This window comes from Streptomyces sp. NPDC002324, assembly GCF_053593335.1.
The window spans coordinates 1-21,841 of sequence record NZ_JBSFCF010000034.1; the positions used below are offsets into that span (position 1 = coordinate 1).

Consider the following 21,841-nt stretch of genomic DNA (forward strand, 5'->3'; position numbering starts at 1 on the left):
CGCTGCGGGCTCCGGGCACCGATCTTCTGATCCTGGCCGTGCTCGTCGACCGGCTGCAACGTGATCTTCAGCCGGGACGTAGTACCGGCCGCGTATCCAGCCTTGGCCTCGGCGCTGGCACTCCAGGGCAGGATCGACACCTTCGCGCCGGCCTGGGCATCCTTCTTCACGTCCACAGCGAACTCCATCTCCACCGCACCGGCGCGGAACTGGATCGCATGCCCGTCACCATCGGCCATGGCCTGCTCCAACTCAGCCCGGATCGCACTGATCGCCTCAGACAAACCCGCCCACGGCTCCTGCGACATACCTAACTCCCCCTGGTCTGCTGAAGTGACGCCAGGCAGGCAGCGTAACGGCTGCCGCATACAGAAATGCCCCGGAATGACGATCTACTCCCCTGCCAGGAGGCGACCGGCAGCTGGCTCTGACACAGACCGTCGGCGCAGCACCTACGGGAGACACCCGGCAAGGCCTCCGAGACTGCAGCGAACCTGGGCGCACACACCTACCGCCGTCCTGCATGAGCATCGATCCTCGTGGGGGCGGCCATCGGGGCGGTGTTCTTCAAGGAGCGGTTCGGGGCGCCGCGGCTCGTGGCGGCCGGCCTGCTGGTGGTGGGGATCGGGCTGATGCTGCACGCCGGGTAGACGGAACGCGTGCCGGGCAGGCCGTGCGTCCCCGGGCACGGAGGGGCACTCTGGAAAGAGCGGTTCCGGAGGTGATCGTCATGATGAAATCCACAGTCGGATGGCATATCGAGCTGGAGTTCCAGGAGGACGACCAGCGCACCCGGGCGGCGGCCCTCGTACGGCTCCCCGACGGGCAGGAAGTACGTGCGAACGGCTACGCCAGCCGTCACCGCTCCGACTCCCGGCAGCCCCGGGTCGGCGAGGAGATTGCCGGCGCGCGGGCCTTGAACGAGCTGGCCATGAAGCTCCTCACCAAGGCCCACGACGAGATAGACGAGGCATCGGGCCGGACGTCCCACCCGATCGCGCTCTGACGCCGCGGGTCGGCGAGGACGGCCGGACGGCCGGACGGCGCCATCGTGCCCACCCGTTCGTGGCCGGAAGACGGCTGCGCGCGAGCGGGCGCGGTGGCGTCCGCGCATGTCGGCGCGCGAAGAGTGGACGCGTTGCCAAGTGACAGTGGACCGTCAGCCAACGACATTGGCCGGATTTCCGCGCATCCTGGTGATCGCCGCCGCGGAGTGCGGCCGTCCGGAAAACACCGGGACCGTGCCAGGACACCAGCGGGGGAGCCCTGGGCCGGTCCGGCCGCTCACCCGTGACGGCCCCTCCGCGGCGGCGATCCGTGCGGGTGCGGCCGATCGGCGCTCAGCGCCGGGCCAGCGCCTCCCGCACCGCCCTCACCAGGGCCTGCGCCCGGGGGTCCGCCGTCACCGTCTTGCGGTAGCCGTTCGTGACGTAGCCGAAGGCGATGCCGGTCTCCGGGTCGGCGAAGCCGAGGGGGCCACCCCGGCCGGGGTGGCCGAAGGAGCCGGCGCCGAGCAGTGGTGAGGCGGTGCCGTGGAGCATGTACCCGAGGCCGAAGCGGGTGTTGATGACGAGGACGCGGTCGGGACCGGCGGATTCCTCGGCACGGGCCGCCTCCATGGTCGCCGGACCGAACAGCCGTACGCCGTCGACCTCGCCGAGGAGCGCCGCGTAGAAGCGGGCCAGGCCGTCCGCCGTGGCGACGCCGTTGGTCGCGGGGAGGGCGGACGCGCGATACGCCGGGTCGTTCTGGTCCGGGAACGGGGTGATCGCGGCGAAGGCGCGGCGGGTGAGGGAGTCGGGGTCGTCGTAGGCCTCGGTGACCGACCGCTTGGCGCGTACCCGCAGGCCGCCCGTGGGTTCGGGGGCCGACTCCAGACGTCCCGCGCGGCCCACCCGGCCCGCCGCCGCCACCGTGTCCGGCAGGCCCAGCCACAGGTCGTCGTCCAGGCCCAGCGGGGCGGCGATGTCGGACGCGATCCACTCGCCCGTCCCCCGGCCGGTCACGCGCCGGACCAGTTCGTCGAGCATCCAGCCGTACGTCAGCGGGTGGTAGCCGTGGTCGGTGCCGGGCTCCCAGGCGGGGGTCTGCGCGGCCACGGCCGCCGGTCCCCGGCGCGGGTCCAGCGCCTCGGCGGGGGTGAGGGGCCGGTCCAGGACGGGGAGCCCCGTCCGGTGGCCGAGCACGTGACGCACCAGCGCGCGGTCCTTGCCGTGTGCCTTGAACTCCGGCCAGTACCGGCCCACCGGCGCGTCGAGGTCCAACTCCCCGCGCTCGACCAGCGTCAGCGCCACCGCGGCGGCCACGCCCTTCGTCGCCGAGCGCATGATCTGGGCGGTGCCGTGCCGCCAGGGCTCGTCGCCGTCGATGTCACGGGTGCCGGCCCACAGGTCGACGACCTTGCGCCCGTGCCGGTACACGACGACCGCCGCGCCTCGTTCGCCGAGCGCCTCGAAGTTGCGTACGAACGCGGTCCTGACCGGCTCGAAGTCCTCGGCGACCGTACCGTTCACGTCCACGCCGAGCTCCCTGTCCGTTCGTTCACCGCGACCACGCACCGCGACCGCCCACAGCGATCCGTTCGCCGCGATCCGTTCGCCGCGATCCGTTCGCCGCGATCCGTTCGCCGCGACGACGGATGCAACGTACAGGCAGGGTTCCGGATTCCTCCTGCCCGGGGCCGCTCCCGCCGCCCCGACCGCCCCCACCGCTCCCGTCGCTCCCGCCGCCGCGCCGCACTCAGCCCAGCAGGATCGAGACCTCGATGTTGTCGCGGGTGGCGTTCGAGTACGGGCAGACCTGGTGGGCCGCGTCGACGAGTTCGGCCGCGATGCCCTGGTCGATGATCGGGAGCGAGACGCTGAGGGCGACGGCCAGGCCGTAGCCGCGCTGCTTGTTGGGACCGATGCCGACCTTCGCGGCGACGGTGGAGCCGGTCAGGTCGTAGCCCGCGCGGCGGCCGACGAGGACCAGCGCGTTGTGGAAGCAGGAGCTGTACCCGGCGGCGAACAGCTGCTCGGGGTTGGTGCCGTCGCCGTCGCCGCCCATCGCCCGCGGCATCGCGACCTTGAGGTCGATCTGGCCGTCCTGGCTGGTGATGTAGCCGTTCCGGCCGCCGTGCGCGGTGGCCTCGGCGACGTACATGATCTTCGTCGGACGCGTGTCCGGACGGGTGTCCGCACCGGTCTCCAGCGCGGCGTCGTCAGTCATGCCCTTGGCCTCCCCCAGGACGAGCGCGTGGCCTCCCCAGGACAGGCGCGCACGAATACATCGTGCACAAGGTACCGGTCGGTAGGGGAGAGCGGTTACCAGGGGGTAGTAACCGCGGGTAACACGAGTATCACTGGGTCGTCTCCGCTCAGCGGCCCGCCGCCTTGGTCGCCCGTGCCGTGACCTGCCACAGTTCCTCGCGCAACCGGGCGACCTCGGGGCCCTGCAGGCCCGTGGCGGCGGCGAGGGTGGCGGGGACGGCCGCCGCGCGGTCGCGGAGCTGTTCGCCGCGGCCGGTGAGCGCGATGCGCACCGTGCGCTCGTCCCGCAGCGAGCGTTCGCGGCGCAGCAGTCCGGCCGCCTCCAGGCGCTTGAGCAGGGGCGAGATGGTGCCGTAGTCGAGGCGCAGGGCGCCCGCGAGTTCCTTGACAGTGGTCTCACCGCGCTCCCAGAGGGAGAGCATGACCAGGTACTGCGGGTAGGTGAGGCCGAGTTCGTCGAGCAGCGGGCGGTAGGCGGCGGTCACCGCGCGCTGGGCCGCGTACAGCGCGAAACAGAGCTGCTCGTCGAGGAGCAGCGAACCGTGCCGTCCGGGTTCCTCAGGATTCGTCACGGGGCCCATTGTCACGGACGCCTGTGGGGTACCGCCGGGGGGTCGTGGTCGTGTGCGGGTGAGTGGGGGTTGTTCGCGCAGTTCCCCGCGCCCCTGAGCAGCACCGGCGCGGGCGGGCCCGGGGCCGCTGTCGTCCGCGGGCCCGGTGGGGCTTCTCGCGCGGTTCCCCGCGCCCCTGAAGCCCTTAGCCCTGCAGCCCGGAGCCCCGGGCCCCCGCGGGCTCGGAAGCCCAAGGCTCTGCGGGCCCGGATGGCGGCGGCTCCGCGTTCCCTGGAAAGCAGTGGGCGCAGCCCCTGCTTTCCAGGGGCGCGGGGAACTGCGCGGCCCGCCCCCACCGGAGCCGCACCCGGCACACGAACCGCAGCCCCGCCCTCTGTTCAGCCCGCCGCCCGCCCCCCTACCCCGCCCTCACCGACCGAGGATCGAAGCCGAAGGGCAATTCGAGCCGATGCGCACGCATCAGGGTGTCGTCGGTGAGGAGTTCCCCCGTCGGACCGTCCGCCGCGATGACCCCCTCGCTGAGGATCAGGGAACGCGGGCAGAGTTCGAGCGCGTACGGCAGGTCGTGCGTGACCATGAGGACGGTGACATCCAACGCCCGCAGAATGTCCGCGAGTTCACGGCGCGACGCGGGATCGAGGTTGGAGGACGGCTCGTCGAGGACGAGGATCTCCGGCTCCATGGCGAGGACCGTGGCGACGGCCACCCGCCGCCGCTGCCCGAACGACAGGTGATGCGGCGGCCGTTCCTTGAACTCCGCCATCCCGACCTGCGCGAGAGCCCGGTCCACCCGGGCCTCCAGCTCGGGACCCGTCATCCCCGCCGCCGCGGGCCCGAAGGCCACGTCCTCCCGCACGGTCGGCATGAACAACTGGTCGTCCGGGTCCTGGAAGACGATGCCGACCTTGCGCCGGATCTCCGCCATGTGCCGCTTGCCGACGGGCATCCCGGCGACGGTCACCGTGCCCGCGCCCCCGGTGAGGATGCCGTTGAGATGCAGGACGAGCGTGGTCTTCCCGGCCCCGTTCGGCCCGAGCAGCGCGACCCGCTCGCCCCGCCCGACGGTGAAGTCGACGCCGAAGAGGGCCTGATGGCCGTCGGGGTAGGCGAAGGCGAGCCCGGCGACCTGGAGGGACAGGGGCACGGGGTTCACGGAGTTCGCGGGGTTCTCGGAGTTCTCGGGGTTCTCGGGGTTCTCGGGCGCGGTCACAGGCTCCATCCCAGCAGACAGACGACGAGCGCGGCGACCGGGAGGGCGAACGCGTACGACCACTGCGCCCGGGACGCGGTCACCTCGTCGATCACGGGCATGGTCCCCGCGTACCCCCGGCTGATCATGGCCAGATGCACCCGCTCGCCCCGCTCGTACGAGCGGATGAACAGCGCCCCGGCCGTCTTGGCGAGGACCCCCCAGTGCCGTACGCCGCTCGCCTCGAACCCGCGTGACTCGCGCGCGATCCGCATCCGCCGCATCTCGTCGGTGATCACGTCCCCGTAGCGGATCATGAAGGACGCGATCTGGACGAGCAGCGGCGGCAGTTTCAGGCGCTGGAGTCCGAGGAGGAGTGCGCGGAGTTCGGTGGTGGACGCGAGGAGGACGGAGGCGGCGACGCCCAGTGTCCCCTTGGCGAGGACGTTCCAGGCACCCCACAGCCCGCTGACGCTCAGCGACATCCCGAGGACCTCGACCCGCTCGCCCTGCGCCACGAACGGCATGAGCACGGCGAACGCGACGAACGGGATCTCGATCAGCAGCCGCCGGAGCAGGAACCCGGCGGGTACGCGGGCCAGGTGCGCGACCACGCCGAGCAGCACGGCGTACAGCCCGAACGCCCACATCGCCTCCCTCGGCGTCGACACCACGACGACGACGAAGGCGAAGACGGCCGCGAGCTTGGTGTGCGGCGGCAGGGCGTGCACGGGCGAGTGCGCGTGCCGGTAGAGCTTGTGGGCGTGGCCGGCGCCCATGTCAGGCGTTCTCGCGGAGGTCCGGGACGGCGGCCGGGGAGGTGTCGTTCGTACGGCGCCTGCGGACGGCCCAGAAGACGCCGGTACCGGCGGCGACAGTGACACCGACTCCGATCACGCCCGCGAGACCGCCCGCGAGCCGGGCGTTGTCGAGGCCCTCGACGCCGTAGTCGGCGAGCGGGGAGCCGGCGGCGGCGTGGTCCTCGACCTCGGCGTCGATGCCCTTGTCGGCGGCGACCTTCTCCAGCCCGTCGGGGTCGGCCGACGCGTAGAAGCTGACGACACCGGCGAGGAGGAGGGATGTGCCGAGGCCGGCGAGGAGGAGGGTGCGCGGGGAGCGGGCGGCGACGGGGGCGGGCGCGGCGGCCGGCTCGGCGGCGGGGGCGTCGACCAGTTCGCCGTCGACCCGCAGCTTCAGCGGCGCGGTCAGACCGCGGGCGCCGTGGACGAGGTCCGGGCGTACGGCGATGACGGCGCCGACCGTGGCGGCGGTGATCGCGGCCTCGCCGATGCCGATGAGGACGTGGACGCCGACCATGGCGGTGAGCACCGAGCCGATCGGTACGTCCGTGGTGCCGCCGACCGCGTAGACGAGCGTGAACGCGGCGGCCGCGGCGGGGACGGAGATCAGGGCGGCAACGAAGGCGGAGACGGTGATCGAGCGGCGCGTCTTCGGCAGGACCTTGGCCAGCCCGCGGAAGACGGCGTAGGCGACGACGGACGTGACGACCGCCATCACGCTGATGTTCACGCCCAGCGCGGTGAGGCCGCCGTCGGCGAAGAGGATGCCCTGCATCAGGAGCACCACGGACACGCACAGGATCCCTGTGCAGGGGCCCACGAGTATCGCGGCCAGGGCCCCGCCGAGCAGATGCCCGCTGGTCCCGGCCGCGACCGGGAAGTTCAGCATCTGCACGGCGAAGATGAACGCCGCGACGAGACCGGCGAGCGGCGCCGTCCGCTCGTCCAGCTCACGCCGGGCGCCACGCAGGCTCACGGCGACCGCACCGGCGGCGACGACTCCGGCGACCGCCGAGACGGGGGCGTTGATGAATCCGTCGGGGACGTGCATACGAGGGCTCGCTCTCCTGGTGCGGGGGCCGGGCCACCGGGTGGGGACGCGCTGGCTGAGGGCTGCCTGTCCGGCCCGGGGGCCGGAGTGGCTGGAACCTTACGATGATAGAGCCTTGTTGCGACCCTCTTGCAAGAGCGCCTTAACGCTGAATAGCGAACGGCTCGCCGCGGCCGCGGGGCCTCCGGGGGCGCCGGGCGGAAAATATGCGACATTGGAGAGGCAGCGGAAGCGATGGACAGCGGATTCACAGCTTCTGCCTGGGTCACTCAGCGTGAGGAGCAGCCCGATGTCTGTCACCGTCGAGCAGTACGCCCGGGCCCATGTCGTCACGGACTCCCCCGATGACCGGGACACCGTGCCGGTCGTCCTGCGCTACGACCCCGACGCCGATGCCTCCGCCGTCCGCGTGCGCCTGCCCGGTCCCGACGAGTGGACCTTCCCCCGCGACCTGCTCGAACGCGGCCTGCGCACCCCCACCACCTCCGGCCCTGTGAGCATCTGGCCCTGCGGGCGGGTCCAGGCCGTCATGGAGTTCCACTCCGCGCAGGGGGTGGCGGTGATGCAGTTCGACACGAAGGCCCTGATCCGCTTCCTGCGGCGGACGTACACGGCCGTGCCGGTGGCGCACTGAGCGCGTCCGGCGCGGGCCCGGCTCCCCCGCCCGGTGAGGGGCTGCCGCCCCCGTACACCCTCGCGTCGTTGTGGGTGGTGCGGCACGGGCAGAGCACCGCGAACGTGGCGTACGCCGAGGCCGAGCGGACCGGGTCGACCGTGCCGTTGCCGGGCCGGGGCAGGGATGTTCCGCTGTCGGCGCTGGGCCGTACGCAGGCCGGGGCGCTGGGCGGGTGGCTGGCGGGGATCGCCGGGGAGGGCGGCGAGGAGGCTGCCGGCGGCGGACCGGGGCCGGACCTGGTGGTCTGCTCGCCGTACGTACGGGCCCGGCAGACCTGGGAGGTGATGGCCGGGCACCCGCGTGTGGTCCCGCCTCCGCTTCTCGTCGACGAGCGGCTGCGGGACCGGGAGACGGGGATCTTCGAGATGCATCCGCCGGGCGCGCGGCGGGCCCGCGCGCCCGAGGAGGCGGCACGGTGGGCTCTCGTCGGCGACTGGTTCTACCGGCCGCCGGGCGGGGAGGCGCTGACCGATGTGGTGCTGCGGGTGCGGGACTTCGTCGGCGAGCTGGACCGGGTCGCCCCCGGCCGGCGGGTGCTGCTGATCGCGCACGACGCGATCGCCGTCGCCGTACGCCTCGTGTGCGCGGGCCTCGGCGCGGCGTGTCCCGACGGGCTGCCGCCCGTCCCCAACGCCTCGGTCTCGCGGTGGGAGAGCGAGGGGGGACGGCTGCGGCTGACGCGGTGGGGGGACACGGCGCACCTCGACCCGGGCTGAGCGAGAGATTCCTGCTGCCGCCTTACACCGGCACGGTGAGGGTGGCCGTGTATCCCTTGTCGGTGCCGCCCTTCATGGTGGCGAGCTGCTGGTCGTAGCCGTCGCTGAAGATGTTGTCGGTCTCCAGGGAGAGCCGGCTGAGGTTCTCGACGCTCGCGCTGTACCCGTCCGTCGCGTACACGGTGTCGCAGACGTCCTTGGGGAAGGCGAGCTGGGAGGTGGCGGCGATGTTCTCGGCGGCGGTGGCGTCGTCCAGGCTGTCGTAGACCTCGAAGTGGATGTGCGGCCAGCGGCCCGTGTAGCAGCCGGGGAAGATCGACGTGAAGGTGACCTGGCCCTTGTCGTCGGCCTCCTGTACGCCGCGCAGGTAGTTCTCCTCGGTGACGCCGTCGGAGTAGAGGGAGTACCGGCCCTCCCGGTCGCAGTGCCACAGGTAGACGGCGGCGCCCTCCTTCGGGGTGTCGCAGCCGGAGGCCTGGTCGACCAGCGTCAGCGTGATCGTCAGCGGGATGCCTTCGGCGACGCCGTCCGCCGAGCCGAAGCTCTTGGTGATGTCCCGCCGGACGACACCGCTCTCCTTGAGGACGTTCGGGCCGTTCGAGCCGTCACCGGGGTACGGACCGGCCGTCTCGGTGGGGATGACCTCGCAGTCCGCGCCGGAGGTGCTGGAGGTGCCGGACGAGGACGAACCGGAGGAGGACGAACCGGAGGAGGACGCGTCCGACGCGGTGCCGCCGCCGGAGCCGTCCGTGGAACAGGCCGCGACCAGCGGGACCATGCTCGCGCCGGCCAGCAGTCTGATCATGCGGCGGCGGGCGAACACGGGGAGGTCGTACGAGAGCCCTCTGTCGAACTCGTCGTCGTGGTCGTGCCCGTGGCCATGGCCACGGCTGCCGCTGCCGCTGCCGTTCGTGGGTGCTGTGCTCATGATGCCGAACCACGCCTTCCGAAGATTCCCGTCATGGAATGCGCGTGATGCTATGAGCGTTTCCTGTGCGCTTCCCAGCCGCCTGCCATGGGCACGCTGTCAGCCGGGCGCCGTATCCGGTCACCGTACGGACCACAGCACCACGAGCGTGAACAGCGCCGGAGGGGTCGCGATCATCGTCGTCAGGTGGACGACCAGCGCCCGCCTCAGCCCCAGCACCGGGAACAGCGCCAGCCCGCCGAGCAGGCACCAGCCGTAGATCCGCCCCGCGAGATGCCAGGCCGCGGTCTCCTCGGCCCGGGTGGCCGGCTCCACGAACAGCGCGCCGACGGCCACGAGAAGAAGCACGCAGCACAGAAGCACATTGCCCGCACCGACGCCGACCGCGACCCGCCTGTCCGCCTGCCGTACCCGCCGCCGCACCTGCCGTGCAAGCCGGATCGCGCGGGGCGGAGGCGGCTCCGTAAGGCTCACAGTCTCCCCAGCTGTCACTCGGCAAAGGCGGCTCTGTGGACCGGGGTCGAGATCGAGCGCATACCGCCGAGAGTGACCCCGGCCGTCACCGCGTGATCAGCTTGGCGGGTGGAGACCATCATCGCCAGTGGCATAGCCGTACTCGGCACACTCCTCGGCTCCGGGCTGACCCTGGCCCTCCAGCAGCGCGCGGCCGACCGGAGTCACGCGTTGGCGCGCCGGGAGAAGCTGCGCCAGGAGCGCCTCGACGCTTACTCCGTGTACGCCGGTGCGCTGATCAACTACCGTCGGGGCCTCGTCCACCTGTGGTTCTGCGAGCACGAACAGCCGCCGCCCGAGGACCCGGACGCGGTCCGGGTACGTACGTACGACATGCGGTCGAACGCCCAGGAGGCGCTGTTCCGGGCGCAGATGCTCACGGACGACGCGGCGCTGAGCCGGAGCGCGGCGACGGTCCTCTCGGACATCACGGCACTGTCGAAGATCGACGACCGGCCGCGGTTCGACGAGCACAGGCTGGCGAGCCTGGACGGCATCACCCGTCTCATCATGACGGCCAAGCAGCACCTCTGAGGGGCCCGCACGGGTCACGCCCCGACCGTCCCGTCCACCCCCTCCCGCAGGAAGTCCGCGTGGCCGTTGTGGCGGGCGTACTCCAGCAGGACGTGGATCATGACCATCCGGAGCGAGACTTCCTCGTTCCAGCGCGGCTGGTGGCCGACGAGGTCGAGTGACTCCGCCTCCCGTTCGATACGGCGCGAAATCTCCACCTCCGCCTCCCACGCCCCGAACGCCTCCGCCCGCGTCGACGCGCTCGCGTCGTACGCCGCCTGGAAGTCGATCTCCTTCGACCACACCATGGGGGCGCCCTGGTCCTCGAACACCCGGCGGAACCAGGCGCGTTCGACCTCCGCCATGTGCCGTACCAGGCCCAGCAGCGAGAGGGTCGACGGGGGCATCGACCGGCGGCGCAGTTCCTCGTCCGTGAGGCCCGCGCACTTCATGGCGAGGGTCGCGCGGTGGTAGTCAAGGAAGGCGCGGAGTGTGGCGCGTTCCGTGCCGAGGTGAGGCGGGCCCACACGGGTGTCAGGAGTCTCGCCGGGCGCATCGGTCTCGTCGGTCGCGCCGGTCGCATCGGTCGCATCGGTCGCGTCGGTCTCTTCGGTCGCGTCGATCGCATCGGTCGCGCCGGTCGCATCGGTCGCATCGGTCGCGTCGATCGCATCGGTCGCGCCGGTCGCGTCGGTCTCTTCGGTCATCCGTCATTTTCACCCCTCACGCGGAAGCCGGTGAGGGCGCCCGTCCTCACGGGCCCTCACCGGCGGTCCTGCGTGTCCGTCCCGCGTGTCAGGCGCGGATCAGCTCCCTGTCCTCGTCGTCCTCCGCCGAGGCCCCGGTGGCGTCGTGCGCCCGCAGCCCCTCACCCTCGACGTCGACGTTCGGCAGCGCCCGGTCGAGCCACTTCGGCAGCCACCAGGCCTTGTCGCCCAGGAGGGCGAGAACGGCCGGGACGATGGCCATGCGGACGACGAACGCGTCGAAGAAGACGGCGATGGCGAGGCCGAAGCCGATCATCTTGATCATCGACTCGCCGGAGCCGATGAAGCCGGCGAAGACGGCCATCATGATCGCCGCGGCGGCCGCGACCACCCGGGCGCTGTACCTGAAGCCCGTCACCACGGCCTGGTGCGCGTTCTCGCCGTGCACGTACGCCTCGCGCATCCGGGTCACGAGGAACACCTCGTAGTCCATGGCCAGACCGAAGACCACGCCCACCATGAAGATCGGCATCATCGACATGATCGGGCCGGTCTCCTCGACCCCGATGAGCCCCGCCAGCCAGCCCCACTGGAAGACCGCGACCACGGCGCCGAGCGCGGCCAGCACGCTGAGCAGGAAGCCGAGGGCCGCCTTCAGCGGAACCAGGATCGACCGGAAGATCACGATCAGCAGGAGGAAGGCCAGGCCCACCACCAGCGCGAGATAGGGGAGCAGCGCGTCGGTGAGCTTCTGCGAGAAGTCGATGTTCATCGCGGTGGCACCGGTGACCAGCACCTTCGCGTCCGTGTCCGCCGTCACGCCGGCGCCCGCGTCACGGATGGAGTGCACCAGGTCCTCGGTCTGCGTCGAGGACGGCTTGGACTTCGGGATCACCGTGATCATCGCGGTGTCGCCGGCCTTGTTGAACGTCGCGGGCGTCACCGTCACGACGTCGTCGAGACCCTTGATCTCGTCGGTCACCGCGGTGGCGGCCCGCTGCGGGGACGCGCTGTCCTTGGCGTCGACGACGACCATCAGGGGGCCGTTGAAGCCGGGCCCGAACCCTTCCGAGAGCAGGTCGTACGCCCGGCGCTGCGTGGTGGACGTCGACTGCGAACCGTCGTCGGGCAGGCCCAGCTCCAGCTGGGTGGCCGGGAGCGCGATCGCCCCGAGGCCGACGACGCCGAGCAGCAGCACGGCCACCGGACGACGGACGACGAAGCTCGCCCAGCGGGTGCCCAGGCTGGGTTTGCCCGCTGCGGCCTCCTCGCCGGTCTGCGCGGCGGAGACCTCGGCAGATCCCTGGGTGGATCCCTGGGTGGATGCCTGGGTGGATCCCTGGGCGGATCCCGGGGTGGACTTCTTCGCCCTGCCGCGTGCGAGCAGTCCGCCCTTCTCACCGGCCGGCCGGACCTTGCGGCCCGCGTAGCCGAGCAGCGCCGGGACCATGGTGAGGGCGATGAGGACCGCGACGACGACCGTGCCCGCCGCCGCGAGACCCATCTTGGTCAGCATCGGCACGTTGACGACCGCGAGACCGGCCAGCGCGATCACGACCGTGAGCCCCGCGAAGACCACCGCCGAGCCGGCGGTGCCGACGGCCCGGCCGACCGCCTCCTCGCGTTGCCTGCCCTCGGCCAGTTCGGACCGGTAGCGGGAGACGATGAACAGGGCGTAGTCGATACCGACCGCGAGACCGATCATCAGGGCGAGGGTGGAGGTGGTGTCGCCGAGGTCGAGCGCGCTGGCGAGGGCGGTGATGGTGGAGACCCCGATGCCGACGCCGATGATCGCCGTCAGCAGCGGCAGCCCGGCCGCGACCAGGGAGCCCAGGGTGATGACGAGGACGACCGCGGCGAGGGCGAGACCGATGATCTCGCCGGTGACCGCCGTCTCCGGCTCGGGCTGCAGGGCGTCGCCGCCCATCTCGACCGTGAGCCCGGCGGCCTGCGCCTTGTGCGCGGTGGTCTCCAGCGCCTCCTTCGAGGAGTCCTTCAGCTCCATGGCCGGGACCTTGTACGTCACCGAGGCGTAGGCGACCGTCCCGTCCTGGCTGACCGCGCGGGTGGTGAACGGGTCGCTGACGGAGACGACTTCGGAGCCGTCGGCCAGTTCCCCGACCGTCTTCTCGACGGCCGCCTTGTTGGCGGCGTCGGTCATCTTCTCGCCCTCGGGCGCCTTGAAGACGACCCGGGCGGTGGCACCGTCGGCGCTCATACCGGGGTAGCGCTGCTCCAGCAGGTCGAAGGCCTTCTGGGCCTCGGTGCCGGGGATGGAGAAGGAGGAGGATCCGGCGGCGGGCGCGGAGGCGGCGCCGACGCCCGCGAGCGTCAGCAGTGCCACCCAGATCAGGGCTACGAAATGTCGTCGCCGGAAGGCGAGTCGACCGAGTTTGTAGAGGAAAGTGGCCACGGGGGCGGTACTCCCGTTCAGGTCGTGGACGTGCAGGAGGGCAGGACGGATCAGCCCGTGCCGGAGGCGGGGAAGGCGAGAGGGGCAGGGGTGATCAGCCCGACGACATGAGCGGTGGCGTCAGGTACGGGTGTTCGCCGACTTCGGGTTACTGAGTGGTCGACACACCGAGGGCGGGGAGGACCACGGCGTCGATGTACGAAGCGAGGAAGCCCTGGGTCGGTGGCAGGTCCTCGATCATGCCGCGCGCGACGAAGGCCCCGATGAACATGTGCAGCACGTAGTCGATGGCGGGGTTGTCCTCGCGGACCTCACCCCGGTCGACGGCACGCTGCAGCATGCGGCGGGTCTCCTCCACCTCGGGCTCGATGATCAGCTCGCGGAAGGCCTTCAGAAGGTCGGGATTTCCGTGGATCGCCATGGCCAGGCCCCGCATGAGCGCGGAGTTCTGTTCCATGGTGCAGTCGTCCTGGGTCCCGATCATCGCGTGCATGTCGCCCCGCAGGGACCCGGTGTCGACGGAGTCGATGTCGGGGCCGGGCTTGTTGGCCCGCATCGCCTTCGCCACCAGCTCGGCCTTGCCGCCCCACTGGCGGTAGAGGGTGGCCTTGCTGGACCGGGTGCGGGCGGCCACGGCGTCCATGGTGAGAGCGTCGTAGCCGACCTCCCGGAGCAGGTCGAGGACGGCCGCGTACAGCTCGGCCTCGCGCTCGGGCGTGATCCGACTGCGGCGCACCGTCGCGGTCTCAGTCATCGCACTCCCCTTGCTCCGGCTTCGCGTTCGGGACGACAAGGCTACCGGCCGCACCGCTGGGGCACGGGCCGACGACCCCGTTCCCGAACGAAACGGTTTCGTACGCTTAAGAAGATACCCCGGCCCACTAAGAAAACGAAACCGTTTCGTACGTGTCCTGGGTCACGGCGGTGAAGTTGCCGGTGCCTCCCGGGCGGAAAAGCATGGGTAGGTGAGCGACACCCATGAGCGAGGGATGAGCCGGGAGCGGGGGCCGGGCCCGGAACAGGGGACGAGCCCGGAACAAGGGACGCACCCGGAACAAGGGACGCACCCGGAGCAAGCGACGGGCCGGAAGCAGGAGACGAGCCCGGAGCGAACGACGGACCCGAGACACGGGACGAGCCCGGGACAAGGGACGAGCCCGGAGCGAACGACGGACCCGAGACACGGGACGAGCCCGGGACAAGGGACGGGCCAGGAGCAAGGGACGCACCCGGAGCAAGGGGCAAGCCGCGAGCAAGAGGCAAGCCGCGAGCAGAGGGCCGGCCGCGAGCAGGCGGCCGGTTATGGTCGAGCGACGGCCACGGACCCCGGCTACCTCCGCTTCCCCCACCTCAGCGGCGACCACCTCTGCTTCGTGGCCGAGGACGACCTGTGGCTGGCCCCCCTCGACGGCTCGGACCGCGCCTGGCGGCTCACCGTCGACCGTACGAAGGTCGCCTGCCCGCGTTTCTCGCCCGACGGCCGGTACATCGCGTACACGAGCTGGCGGAGCATCACCCCGGAGATCCATCTGACCCCGGTGGACGGCGGGGCCCCCGCACGCCGGCTCACCCACTGGGGCAGCCCCGACACCGAGGTCCGCGGCTGGACGCCCCAGACCGCCGGCACGAAGGGCCGGTCGGACATCCTGGCCGTCGCCTCCCACGGCGAGCCCTTCTCGTACTTCACCTGGGCCTACAAGGTCCGCACCGACGGCGACCCCGGCCGCAAACTCCCCTGGGGCCCGGTCTCCGACATCCAGTCCGCCGAGATCGACGGCGAGCGCCGCACGCTGCTGCTCACCGGAACGCCCCCGCACGAACCGGCTTCCTGGAAGCGCTACCGGGGCGGGGCCACGGGCCGCCTCTGGCTGCACGGCGAACGGCTGCTGGCCGACCTCGACGGGCATCTGCACTCCCCCATGTTCGTCGGCGGCCGGATCGCCTTCCTCTCCGATCACGAGGGCGTCGGCAACCTCTACTCCTGCGCGTACGACGGCTCCGACCTGCGCCGGCACACCGACCACGACGCCTTCTACGCCCGGCACGCGGCGAGCGACGGCACCCGGGTGGCGTACCAGTGCGCCGGCGACCTGTGGATCGTCGACGACCTCGCCGCCGACGCCACCCCCCGCCGCCTGGACGTGACGCTCGGCGGCGCTCGCACCGGGCGGCGGCGGTACCAGGTGCCGGCCGCCCAGCACGTCGACGGCCTCTCGGTCGACGAGACGGGCCGGGCGAGCGCGGTCGTCGTACGCGGCAGCCTCTACTGGCTGACCCACCGCGACGGCCCCGCCCGGACCATCGCCGACACCCCCGGCGTACGCGTCCGGCTGCCCGAGATGCTCGGCTCCGGCGGGCAGGTGGCGTACGTGACCGACGCGGACGGCGAGGACGCGATCGAGATCGCCCACCTCCCCCGGGCCACCGGCGACCGTGCACCGCGCCGCCTCGCCTCCGGGGGCCTCGGCCGCGTCCTGGAACTGGTGGCGGACCCGCGCGGCGAACGTCTCGCCGTCGCCGCGCACGACGGCCGCGTCCTCCTCCTGACCGTGCCTGACAGAGCGGCTGCCGCCGCGGGGACGGAGGAGTCGGACGGCGAGGTCACCGAACTCATCGCCTCCCTGAACGGCCCCGTCCGCGACCTCGCCTTCTCCCCCGACGGCGCCTGGCTGACCTGGTCCCACCCGGGCATCGGCCGCACCCTGCGCCAGATCAAGATGGCCCGGATCAAGGACCGGCTCATCGTCGACGTGACGAGCGGCCGCTTCGAGGACGAGAACCCGGTCTTCACGCGGGACGGCCGCTACCTCGCCTTCCTGTCCTGGCGCGGCTTCGACCCGGTGTACGACGTGCACACCGGCGACCTGTCCTTCCCGCTCGGCTGCCGCCCGTACCTGGTCCCGCTCTCCTCCGCCACGCCCTCCCCCTTCGCCCTGAACCCCGACGGCCGCCCGGTCGCCGGGGGCATGGACCCGACCGAGGACGAGGACACCGACGGGACGGTCACCGTCGAGACCGAGGGCCTGGAGAACCGCGTCACCCCCTTCCCCGTCACCGCCTCCAAGTACTCGGCGCTGTGCCCGGTCTCCGGCGGCGGCCTCGTCTGGCTGCGCTGGCCCATCTCGGGCGCCCTGGGCGAGACCTTCGCCGACCCCGACGACATGACCGGCCGCCCGACCCTCGAACACTTCGACATCAGCAGGGCGAAGAGGTCCGAACTGGTGGAGCACCTGGACTGGTTCGCGGTCAGCGGCGACGGCTCACGGCTGGTCGTGGTGGACGAGGGCGACCTGCGCGCCGTCCCCTCCACCGAGTCCGGCGACGGCGACTCGACCGTCTGGATCGACCTCCGGCGCGTCCTGCACGAGGTCGACCCGGCCGCCGAGTGGCGCCAGTCGTACGCGGAGGCCGGCCGCCTGATCCGCGCCCACTTCTGGGACCCGGACATGAGCGGCATCGACTGGGACGCGATCCTCGACCAGTACCGCCCGCTGGTCGAACGGGTCGCCTCCCCCGACGAGTTCGCGGACCTGCTGCGGGAGGTGCTCGGCGAACTCGGCACCTCACACGCCTACGTCACCGCCGCCCGCCGCAACGAGGGCCCGCCCCACTACCAGCGCCGCCAGGGGCTCCTCGGCGCCAACCTCGTCCGCCGGGACGGCGACTGGACGGTCCGCCGCATCCTGCCCGGCGACTCCTCCGACTCCAAGGCCCGCTCCCCGCTGGCCGGCACCGGCATCAGGGAGGGCGCCGCGCTGACGCACGTCGACGGCCGCCCGGTCGACCCGACGACCGGCCCGTATCCCCTGCTGGCGGGCGCGGGCGGCACGACCGTCGAACTGACCTTCTCCCCGGCCGAGGGCGAGGGCCGCTCCCGCCGCGTGGCCGTGGTCCCGCTGCTCGACGAACGCCCCCTGCGCTACCAGGACTGGGTGGCCAAACGCCGCGAGGTGGTCCGGGAGTTGAGCGGCGGCCACTGCGGCTATCTGCACATCCCGGACATGGGCGGCTCCGGCTGGGCCCAGTTCAACCGCGACCTGCGCATGGAGGTCTCCCGGCCCGCCCTGATCGTCGACGTGCGGGGCAACGCGGGCGGCCACATCAGCGAGCTGGTGGTGGAGAAGCTGAGCCGCACGATCCTCGGCTGGGACCTGACCCGGGGCGCCCAGCCGGTGTCGTACGCGTCGAGCGCCCCGCGCGGCCCGGTGGTGGCCCTGGCCGACGAAGCGACCTCGTCCGACGGCGACATGATCACCGCCGCCTTCAAACTCCTCGCGCTCGGCCCCGTCGTCGGCCTGCGCACCTGGGGCGGCGTCGTCGGCATGACCGGCCGCCACCAGCTCGGCGACGGCACGGTCATCACCGTCCCCATGAACGCCGCCTGGTTCGACGCGTACGGCTGGACCATCGAGAACCGAGGCGTCACCCCGGACCTGGAGACCCTGCGCACCCCCCTCGACTGGGCCGAGGGCCGCAACACCCAGCTGGAGGCGGCGGTGACCCTGGCCCTGGACCTCCTCAAGACCCACCCCCCGGCGGACCCCCCGGACTACGCGAACACCCCGAACCGGTCCCGCCCGAAGCTGCCGAACCGCCCCCGCCCCTGAGGGGGTTCTCGCACTCCTACGGCTCTCCTTGACGGTTCTTCTTGCGGGCGGACAACGACGCAGGGCGCCCTCCCGGAAGGAGGGCGCCCCACGTTCGGCGTCGCCGAAGCCAGGTCCGGACGACTACACGTCCTGCCGGAACCGGTCCTCGTCGTCCCGCATCAGCCGCTCGGACTCCTCGTCCCGCCGCTGCGCACCACGCTGCGGCTGACCGTGCTCACGCTGCGGCTGACGCTCGCGCTGCGGCCGGCCGTGCTCACGACCGGGCTCGTGCCCGTGCTGCTCGCGCTCACGTTCACCAGGCCGCTGAGCCCGCTGCCGCTCCTCCGGCGACTGTCCGGCCTTCCGCTTCAGCTGCTCAGCCTTGTCCTGGAACTGGTCCTTCATGCCCATGTGGATTCACTCCCGTTGTGGGTGAGGGGATCGGGCCTCGACCAGACAAACACGCACGAACACGCCCCGCATGTCGATCAGTCACGCTCGGTCATCAGGCGTCCGGCGCCCCGACCCCCCGCGTCCGCTCGTCCGCGGCCCCACCGGCCCCCACCAGCCCCTTGGCGACCCCCCGGAGCCGAGGCTCCATCCGCCGCACCTCGCGCGGCGCGAACGTCCCGATGAGCCCCGGGAGATACCCGCGTACGCCCTGCATCCCCCGCAGCCACCACTGCCCGTACACATGACTCGACCGCCGCTCGATCCCGGCGACCAGCCGGTCCACCGCCGGCCCCAGCGGATATGTCTTCCCGGCCGGCCACGGCAGCCGCTCCCGCAACTCCCGCAACGCCTCGTCCTTGTCGGCGCCCCGCACCATGTCCGTGTCCGTCCAGGACAGATACCCGACCCCGACACCCACGCCCTGATGCGCGACCTCGGCCCGCAGACAGTGCGCGTACGCCTCGACGCCCGACTTGGACGCGCAGTACGCCGTCATCATCGGCGCCGGGGTGATCGCGGCGAGGGAGGCGATCTGCAGCAGATAGCCCCGGCTCTCGATCAGCGCCGGCAGGAACGCCCGCCCGGTGACGGCCGATCCGACGAGGTTGACCTCGATGACCCGCCGCCAGGACTCCGGGTCGGAGTCGACGAAGGGCCCGCTGTTGGCGACGCCCGCGTTGGCTACGACGATGTCGACCCGCCCGAACCGCTCCTTGACCTCCTCGGCGACCCGGGCCATGGCCTCGTGGTCGGTGACGTCGGCGTGCCAGTGGGCGCTGTCCCCGTAGAGCCGCTCCGACACCCGCTTCAGTTCGTCCGGTTCGAGGCCGACGAGCGCGACCTTCACCCCCCGCACCGAGAGTTTGCGCGCGAGGAGTTCCCCGACGCCCCGCGCGGCCCCGGTGACGACCGCGACCCGCCCCTCCAGCCTGCTGCCGTCGCTCATGCGCCCGCCTCCTCCAACTCGTCCTGCCCGGCACGTACATACAGCGCGGCCAGTCCGCGTATCCGGGCGCTGACCGCTTCCGGCGCCTCCACCGGCGCCATGTGTCCGACCCCGGTCAGCTCGCTCACGCCCACGCAGTCGGGCAGCGCTGCGGCCAGCGCCCGCGCGTGCACGGGCGGCGTCATCCGGTCCGCCGTACCCACGACGACGGCCGTCGGCACCGTCAACTCCCGTATTCGGTGGTCGAGATCGAGCGAGGCGAGGACGTGCGACCAGGCGTGCCGCACCCGGGCCGGGCACGCGTGCACGATCCGCGCGCACGCCTCGACCATCACCGGCGACGCGCCGGGGCCCATGGTCGCGTACTTGAGGATGCGCCGGGCGACCGGCGTGACCGGCCCGAGCGGCGCCCGCGCGCCGAGGACCCTCTCCGTGAGCCAGGTGCGTACGCGTCCGGGCCGCATCGGCACGACCAGCGACTCGACGGCCAGCTTCGAACTGCCCGTGCTGCACAGCAGGACCGCCGCCGCGTGCTCCCGCAGGCCGGGCCGTCCGGCGGCCGCCATCAGCGTCATGCCGCCCATGGAGTGCCCGGCCAGCACCGCCTTCTCGCCCGGCGCGAGTGTCGCGGCGAGCACCGCCTCCAGGTCGTCGGCGAGGGCGTCGGCGGTGCACACGGCGGAGGCGGGGCTGCGGCCGTGACCGCGCTGGTCGTAGACGATGACCCGGTGGTCGACGGCGAGGTCCCGCACCTGCGCCGCCCAGTACGCCGTCGAACACGTCCAGCCGTGCACGAGCACCACCGCCGGCGCGTCCTGCGGGCCGTGCACCTCGACGTGCAGCCGCGCCCCGTCGGCGGACTCGGCCGCCAACTCCCTTACGGCGACGGGCGGCGCGTAGGGCCCGTGCTTCACATGGGTCAGTCGGGTCACGCTCCGGCCTCCACCTTCGCCAGGTCGCCCGTCCCGGGCGTCTCCTCGTTCTCCGTACCCGGCCGGGCCGCCCGCAGCACCGTGTACTCGCTCAGATCGACCCGCCGGGTCGCGCCCCGGAACTCGGACGTCGTCCCCGGCCAGACGGTCGTGTTGCGACCGCTGGCGTCGAGATACCAGCTGGTGCAGCCGCCGGTGTTCCAGACCGTGCGCTCCATGCGCTTCTGGACCCGCTCGTTCCAGGCGTCCACGGCCGCGGGCCGGGCGTCCAGGGCGACCCGGCCGCCCAGCACGTCCAACTGCCGTACGAAGTCCGCCATGTAGTTCAGCTGCGACTCGATCATCAGGATCATGCTGGAGTTCCCCAGGCCCGTGTTGGGCCCGATGATCGTCATCCAGTTCGGGAACCCGGTGGCCGACGCCCCGCGCAGTGCCCGCATCCCGCCGTCCGCCCACGCCTCGGCGAGGGTCCGGCCGTCCGCGCCCACGACCCGGTCGGCGATGGGCATGTCGGTGACATGGAACCCGGTGCCGAAGACGATCGCGTCGACCTCGGCGGCGGACCCGTCGGCGGCGACCAGCGTGGAGCCGTCGACCTTGGCCAGCCCGGACGCGATGACGTCGACGTTCGGCCGGGTCAGCGCCGGATAGTAGGTGTTGGACAGCAGGATGCGCTTGCAGCCGATGCGGTAGTCGGGAGTGAGCCGGGCGCGCAGGTCCGGGTCCTTGACGGTCCGGGCCAGGTTCCGCTTCGCCACCCGCTCCACCACGCCCAGCACCTTGGGCCGCTTGGTGAAGGCCTGCACCTGCAACTCCCGCATGCCCCACAGCAGTCCGCGCCGGGCCTGCGCGGTGAAGGGCAACTGCCGGTGCAGCCACCGCTCGACGCCGCCGATGCCCCGGTCGACCCGCGGCAGCACCCAGGGCGGGGTCCGCTGGAAGAGGGTCAGCCGGCCGACCTCGGGCGCGATCGCCGGCACGATCTGGGCCGCCGAGGCCCCCGTGCCGATCATCGCGACCCGCTTGCCGCGCAGGTCGTAGCCGTGGTCCCAGCGGGCGGAGTGGAAGACCTTGCCGGGGAAGGAGCCGAGCCCCGGCAGCTCGGCCTCGGTGGGGATCCGCGGATCGGAGAGCGGGCCGGTCGCGGAGACGACCATGTCGGCGGAGAGCCGCCCGCCGCTGGTCTCGATGTCCCAGCGCAGCCGCTCCCCGTCCCAGGCCATCCTCAGCACCTCGGAGTCGAAGCGGATGTGCGGCCGCAGCCCGAAGACGTCCGTCACATGCTCCAGATAGGCCCGGATGTGCTCCTGCCCGGAGAAGGCGCGCGGCCACGCGTAGTCGGTCGCGAAGGAGAACGAGTACAGATGGGACGGCACGTCACAGGCGCACCCGGGGTAGTCGTTGTCGCGCCAGGTGCCGCCGACGGCACCGGCCCGCTCCAGGACGACGAAGTCGGTGATCCCCTCGCGCCGCAGCCGCACGGCCGCGCCGAGCCCGCCGAACCCGGACCCGACCACCGCCACCCGCACATGCGGCACCCGCTCCCGCCCGCCCTGACCCTGCTCGGCCATCCGGTACCTCCACGCCTCATC

General features: G+C 72.2%; 21 protein-coding genes and 1 pseudogene. 6 read left to right on the forward strand and 16 right to left on the reverse strand.

Annotated features, from left to right (window positions below):
• Window positions 1-308: trypco2 family protein (locus ACWCRJ_RS33350; RefSeq protein ID WP_450942796.1), on the reverse strand; the 308-nt coding region annotated here is incomplete at its 3' end.
• Window positions 309-527: 219 nt separating this feature from the next.
• On the opposite strand from ACWCRJ_RS33350, the pseudogene ACWCRJ_RS33355 reads away from it, so the two are divergent.
• Window positions 528-650, forward strand: a pseudogene (locus tag ACWCRJ_RS33355) (EamA family transporter); the annotation flags it as partial.
• An 80-nt stretch (window positions 651-730) separates the two neighbouring features.
• Window positions 731-1,006 (forward strand): DUF1876 domain-containing protein, encoded by a 276-nt coding sequence (locus ACWCRJ_RS33360; protein ID WP_028797039.1) that lies wholly within the window; start codon window positions 731-733, stop codon window positions 1,004-1,006.
• A gap of 334 nt (window positions 1,007-1,340) precedes the next feature.
• On the opposite strand, the gene ACWCRJ_RS33365 is transcribed toward ACWCRJ_RS33360, so the two are convergent.
• The 6 genes from ACWCRJ_RS33365 to ACWCRJ_RS33390 form a co-directional block, all read right to left on the reverse strand.
• On the reverse strand, window positions 1,341-2,519 hold the full coding sequence (locus ACWCRJ_RS33365; RefSeq protein ID WP_450942797.1) for a serine hydrolase domain-containing protein: 1,179 nt from the start codon (window positions 2,517-2,519) through the stop codon (window positions 1,341-1,343).
• 220 nt (window positions 2,520-2,739) lie between these two features.
• Window positions 2,740-3,210, reverse strand: coding sequence for an organic hydroperoxide resistance protein (locus ACWCRJ_RS33370; RefSeq protein WP_450942798.1), 471 nt, complete (start codon window positions 3,208-3,210; stop codon window positions 2,740-2,742).
• A gap of 148 nt (window positions 3,211-3,358) precedes the next feature.
• On the reverse strand, window positions 3,359-3,832 hold the full coding sequence (locus tag ACWCRJ_RS33375; RefSeq protein ID WP_450942799.1) for a MarR family winged helix-turn-helix transcriptional regulator: 474 nt from the start codon (window positions 3,830-3,832) through the stop codon (window positions 3,359-3,361).
• A 388-nt stretch (window positions 3,833-4,220) separates the two neighbouring features.
• The gene (locus ACWCRJ_RS33380) at window positions 4,221-5,042 is read right to left on the reverse strand and encodes an energy-coupling factor ABC transporter ATP-binding protein (RefSeq protein ID WP_450942800.1); all 822 of its coding nucleotides are present in this window, start codon (window positions 5,040-5,042) and stop codon (window positions 4,221-4,223) included.
• Complete coding sequence (gene cbiQ, locus ACWCRJ_RS33385; RefSeq protein ID WP_046912800.1) at window positions 5,030-5,791, reverse strand: cobalt ECF transporter T component CbiQ; 762 nt, start codon at window positions 5,789-5,791, stop codon at window positions 5,030-5,032. The genes ACWCRJ_RS33380 and cbiQ overlap by 13 nt, the downstream gene beginning before the upstream one ends.
• A gap of 1 nt (window position 5,792) precedes the next feature.
• Entirely contained in the window at window positions 5,793-6,863 is a 1,071-nt protein-coding gene (locus tag ACWCRJ_RS33390; RefSeq protein WP_450942801.1) for an energy-coupling factor ABC transporter permease, read from the reverse strand.
• A gap of 289 nt (window positions 6,864-7,152) precedes the next feature.
• Here ACWCRJ_RS33390 and ACWCRJ_RS33395 point away from each other — a divergent pair, with 289 nt between their 5' ends.
• Window positions 7,153-7,497 (forward strand): SsgA family sporulation/cell division regulator, encoded by a 345-nt coding sequence (locus tag ACWCRJ_RS33395; protein WP_450942802.1) that lies wholly within the window; start codon window positions 7,153-7,155, stop codon window positions 7,495-7,497.
• A gap of 74 nt (window positions 7,498-7,571) precedes the next feature.
• Window positions 7,572-8,255, forward strand: a complete 684-nt coding sequence (locus ACWCRJ_RS33400; protein WP_450942884.1) for a histidine phosphatase family protein — start codon at window positions 7,572-7,574, stop codon at window positions 8,253-8,255.
• Between the two features lie 22 nt (window positions 8,256-8,277).
• Here the strand turns inward: ACWCRJ_RS33400 and ACWCRJ_RS33405 are convergent, their stop codons facing one another.
• A complete protein-coding gene (locus tag ACWCRJ_RS33405) occupies window positions 8,278-9,183 on the reverse strand; it encodes an intradiol ring-cleavage dioxygenase (RefSeq protein ID WP_450942803.1) in 906 nt (301 codons plus the stop codon).
• 120 nt (window positions 9,184-9,303) lie between these two features.
• Window positions 9,304-9,531: a hypothetical protein gene (locus tag ACWCRJ_RS33410; protein ID WP_450942804.1), complete on the reverse strand. Its 228-nt coding sequence runs from the start codon at window positions 9,529-9,531 to the stop codon at window positions 9,304-9,306.
• Window positions 9,532-9,765: 234 nt separating this feature from the next.
• Here ACWCRJ_RS33410 and ACWCRJ_RS33415 point away from each other — a divergent pair, with 234 nt between their 5' ends.
• On the forward strand, window positions 9,766-10,230 hold the full coding sequence (locus ACWCRJ_RS33415; RefSeq protein ID WP_450942805.1) for a hypothetical protein: 465 nt from the start codon (window positions 9,766-9,768) through the stop codon (window positions 10,228-10,230).
• Between the two features lie 14 nt (window positions 10,231-10,244).
• Here ACWCRJ_RS33415 and ACWCRJ_RS33420 read toward each other — a convergent pair whose 3' ends face one another.
• From ACWCRJ_RS33420 to ACWCRJ_RS33430, 3 genes are all read right to left on the reverse strand, one after another.
• Entirely contained in the window at window positions 10,245-10,736 is a 492-nt protein-coding gene (locus tag ACWCRJ_RS33420; RefSeq protein ID WP_450942885.1) for a DinB family protein, read from the reverse strand.
• A 268-nt stretch (window positions 10,737-11,004) separates the two neighbouring features.
• Complete coding sequence (locus tag ACWCRJ_RS33425; RefSeq protein ID WP_450942806.1) at window positions 11,005-13,329, reverse strand: MMPL family transporter; 2,325 nt, start codon at window positions 13,327-13,329, stop codon at window positions 11,005-11,007.
• 148 nt (window positions 13,330-13,477) lie between these two features.
• Window positions 13,478-14,083 (reverse strand): TetR/AcrR family transcriptional regulator, encoded by a 606-nt coding sequence (locus ACWCRJ_RS33430; RefSeq protein ID WP_450942807.1) that lies wholly within the window; start codon window positions 14,081-14,083, stop codon window positions 13,478-13,480.
• A 619-nt stretch (window positions 14,084-14,702) separates the two neighbouring features.
• Between ACWCRJ_RS33430 and ACWCRJ_RS33435 the strand changes: the two genes are divergently transcribed.
• On the forward strand, window positions 14,703-17,936 hold the full coding sequence (locus tag ACWCRJ_RS33435) for a S41 family peptidase (protein ID WP_450942808.1): 3,234 nt from the start codon (window positions 14,703-14,705) through the stop codon (window positions 17,934-17,936).
• Window positions 17,937-18,059: 123 nt separating this feature from the next.
• On the opposite strand, the gene ACWCRJ_RS33440 is transcribed toward ACWCRJ_RS33435, so the two are convergent.
• The 4 genes from ACWCRJ_RS33440 to ACWCRJ_RS33455 all read right to left on the reverse strand — a co-directional run bounded on the left by ACWCRJ_RS33440 (window position 18,060) and on the right by ACWCRJ_RS33455 (window position 21,820).
• A complete protein-coding gene (locus tag ACWCRJ_RS33440; protein WP_450942809.1) occupies window positions 18,060-18,329 on the reverse strand; it encodes a hypothetical protein in 270 nt (89 codons plus the stop codon).
• Between the two features lie 94 nt (window positions 18,330-18,423).
• Entirely contained in the window at window positions 18,424-19,317 is an 894-nt protein-coding gene (locus ACWCRJ_RS33445) for an SDR family oxidoreductase (protein ID WP_450942810.1), read from the reverse strand.
• Window positions 19,314-20,249: an alpha/beta fold hydrolase gene (locus ACWCRJ_RS33450; protein ID WP_450942811.1), complete on the reverse strand. Its 936-nt coding sequence runs from the start codon at window positions 20,247-20,249 to the stop codon at window positions 19,314-19,316. Before ACWCRJ_RS33450 ends, ACWCRJ_RS33445 begins: the two co-directional genes overlap by 4 nt.
• Window positions 20,246-21,820 (reverse strand): flavin-containing monooxygenase, encoded by a 1,575-nt coding sequence (locus ACWCRJ_RS33455; protein WP_450942812.1) that lies wholly within the window; start codon window positions 21,818-21,820, stop codon window positions 20,246-20,248. The genes ACWCRJ_RS33450 and ACWCRJ_RS33455 overlap by 4 nt, the downstream gene beginning before the upstream one ends.
• Between the last annotated feature and the right edge of the window lie 21 nt (window positions 21,821-21,841).

Coding starts and splice junctions, on each gene's coding strand:
- ACWCRJ_RS33360 (WP_028797039.1), top strand. CDS start 731: ATGATGAAATCCACAGTCGGATGGCATATCGAGCTGGAGTTCCAGGAG.
- ACWCRJ_RS33370 (WP_450942798.1), bottom strand. CDS start 3,210: ATGACTGACGACGCCGCGCTGGAGACCGGTGCGGACACCCGTCCGGAC.
- ACWCRJ_RS33375 (WP_450942799.1), bottom strand. CDS start 3,832: ATGGGCCCCGTGACGAATCCTGAGGAACCCGGACGGCACGGTTCGCTG.
- ACWCRJ_RS33380 (WP_450942800.1), bottom strand. CDS start 5,042: ATGGAGCCTGTGACCGCGCCCGAGAACCCCGAGAACCCCGAGAACTCC.
- cbiQ (WP_046912800.1), bottom strand. CDS start 5,791: ATGGGCGCCGGCCACGCCCACAAGCTCTACCGGCACGCGCACTCGCCC.
- ACWCRJ_RS33390 (WP_450942801.1), bottom strand. CDS start 6,863: ATGCACGTCCCCGACGGATTCATCAACGCCCCCGTCTCGGCGGTCGCC.
- ACWCRJ_RS33395 (WP_450942802.1), top strand. CDS start 7,153: ATGTCTGTCACCGTCGAGCAGTACGCCCGGGCCCATGTCGTCACGGAC.
- ACWCRJ_RS33405 (WP_450942803.1), bottom strand. CDS start 9,183: ATGAGCACAGCACCCACGAACGGCAGCGGCAGCGGCAGCCGTGGCCAT.
- ACWCRJ_RS33430 (WP_450942807.1), bottom strand. CDS start 14,083: ATGACTGAGACCGCGACGGTGCGCCGCAGTCGGATCACGCCCGAGCGC.
- ACWCRJ_RS33440 (WP_450942809.1), bottom strand. CDS start 18,329: ATGGGCATGAAGGACCAGTTCCAGGACAAGGCTGAGCAGCTGAAGCGG.
- ACWCRJ_RS33445 (WP_450942810.1), bottom strand. CDS start 19,317: ATGAGCGACGGCAGCAGGCTGGAGGGGCGGGTCGCGGTCGTCACCGGG.
- ACWCRJ_RS33455 (WP_450942812.1), bottom strand. CDS start 21,820: ATGGCCGAGCAGGGTCAGGGCGGGCGGGAGCGGGTGCCGCATGTGCGG.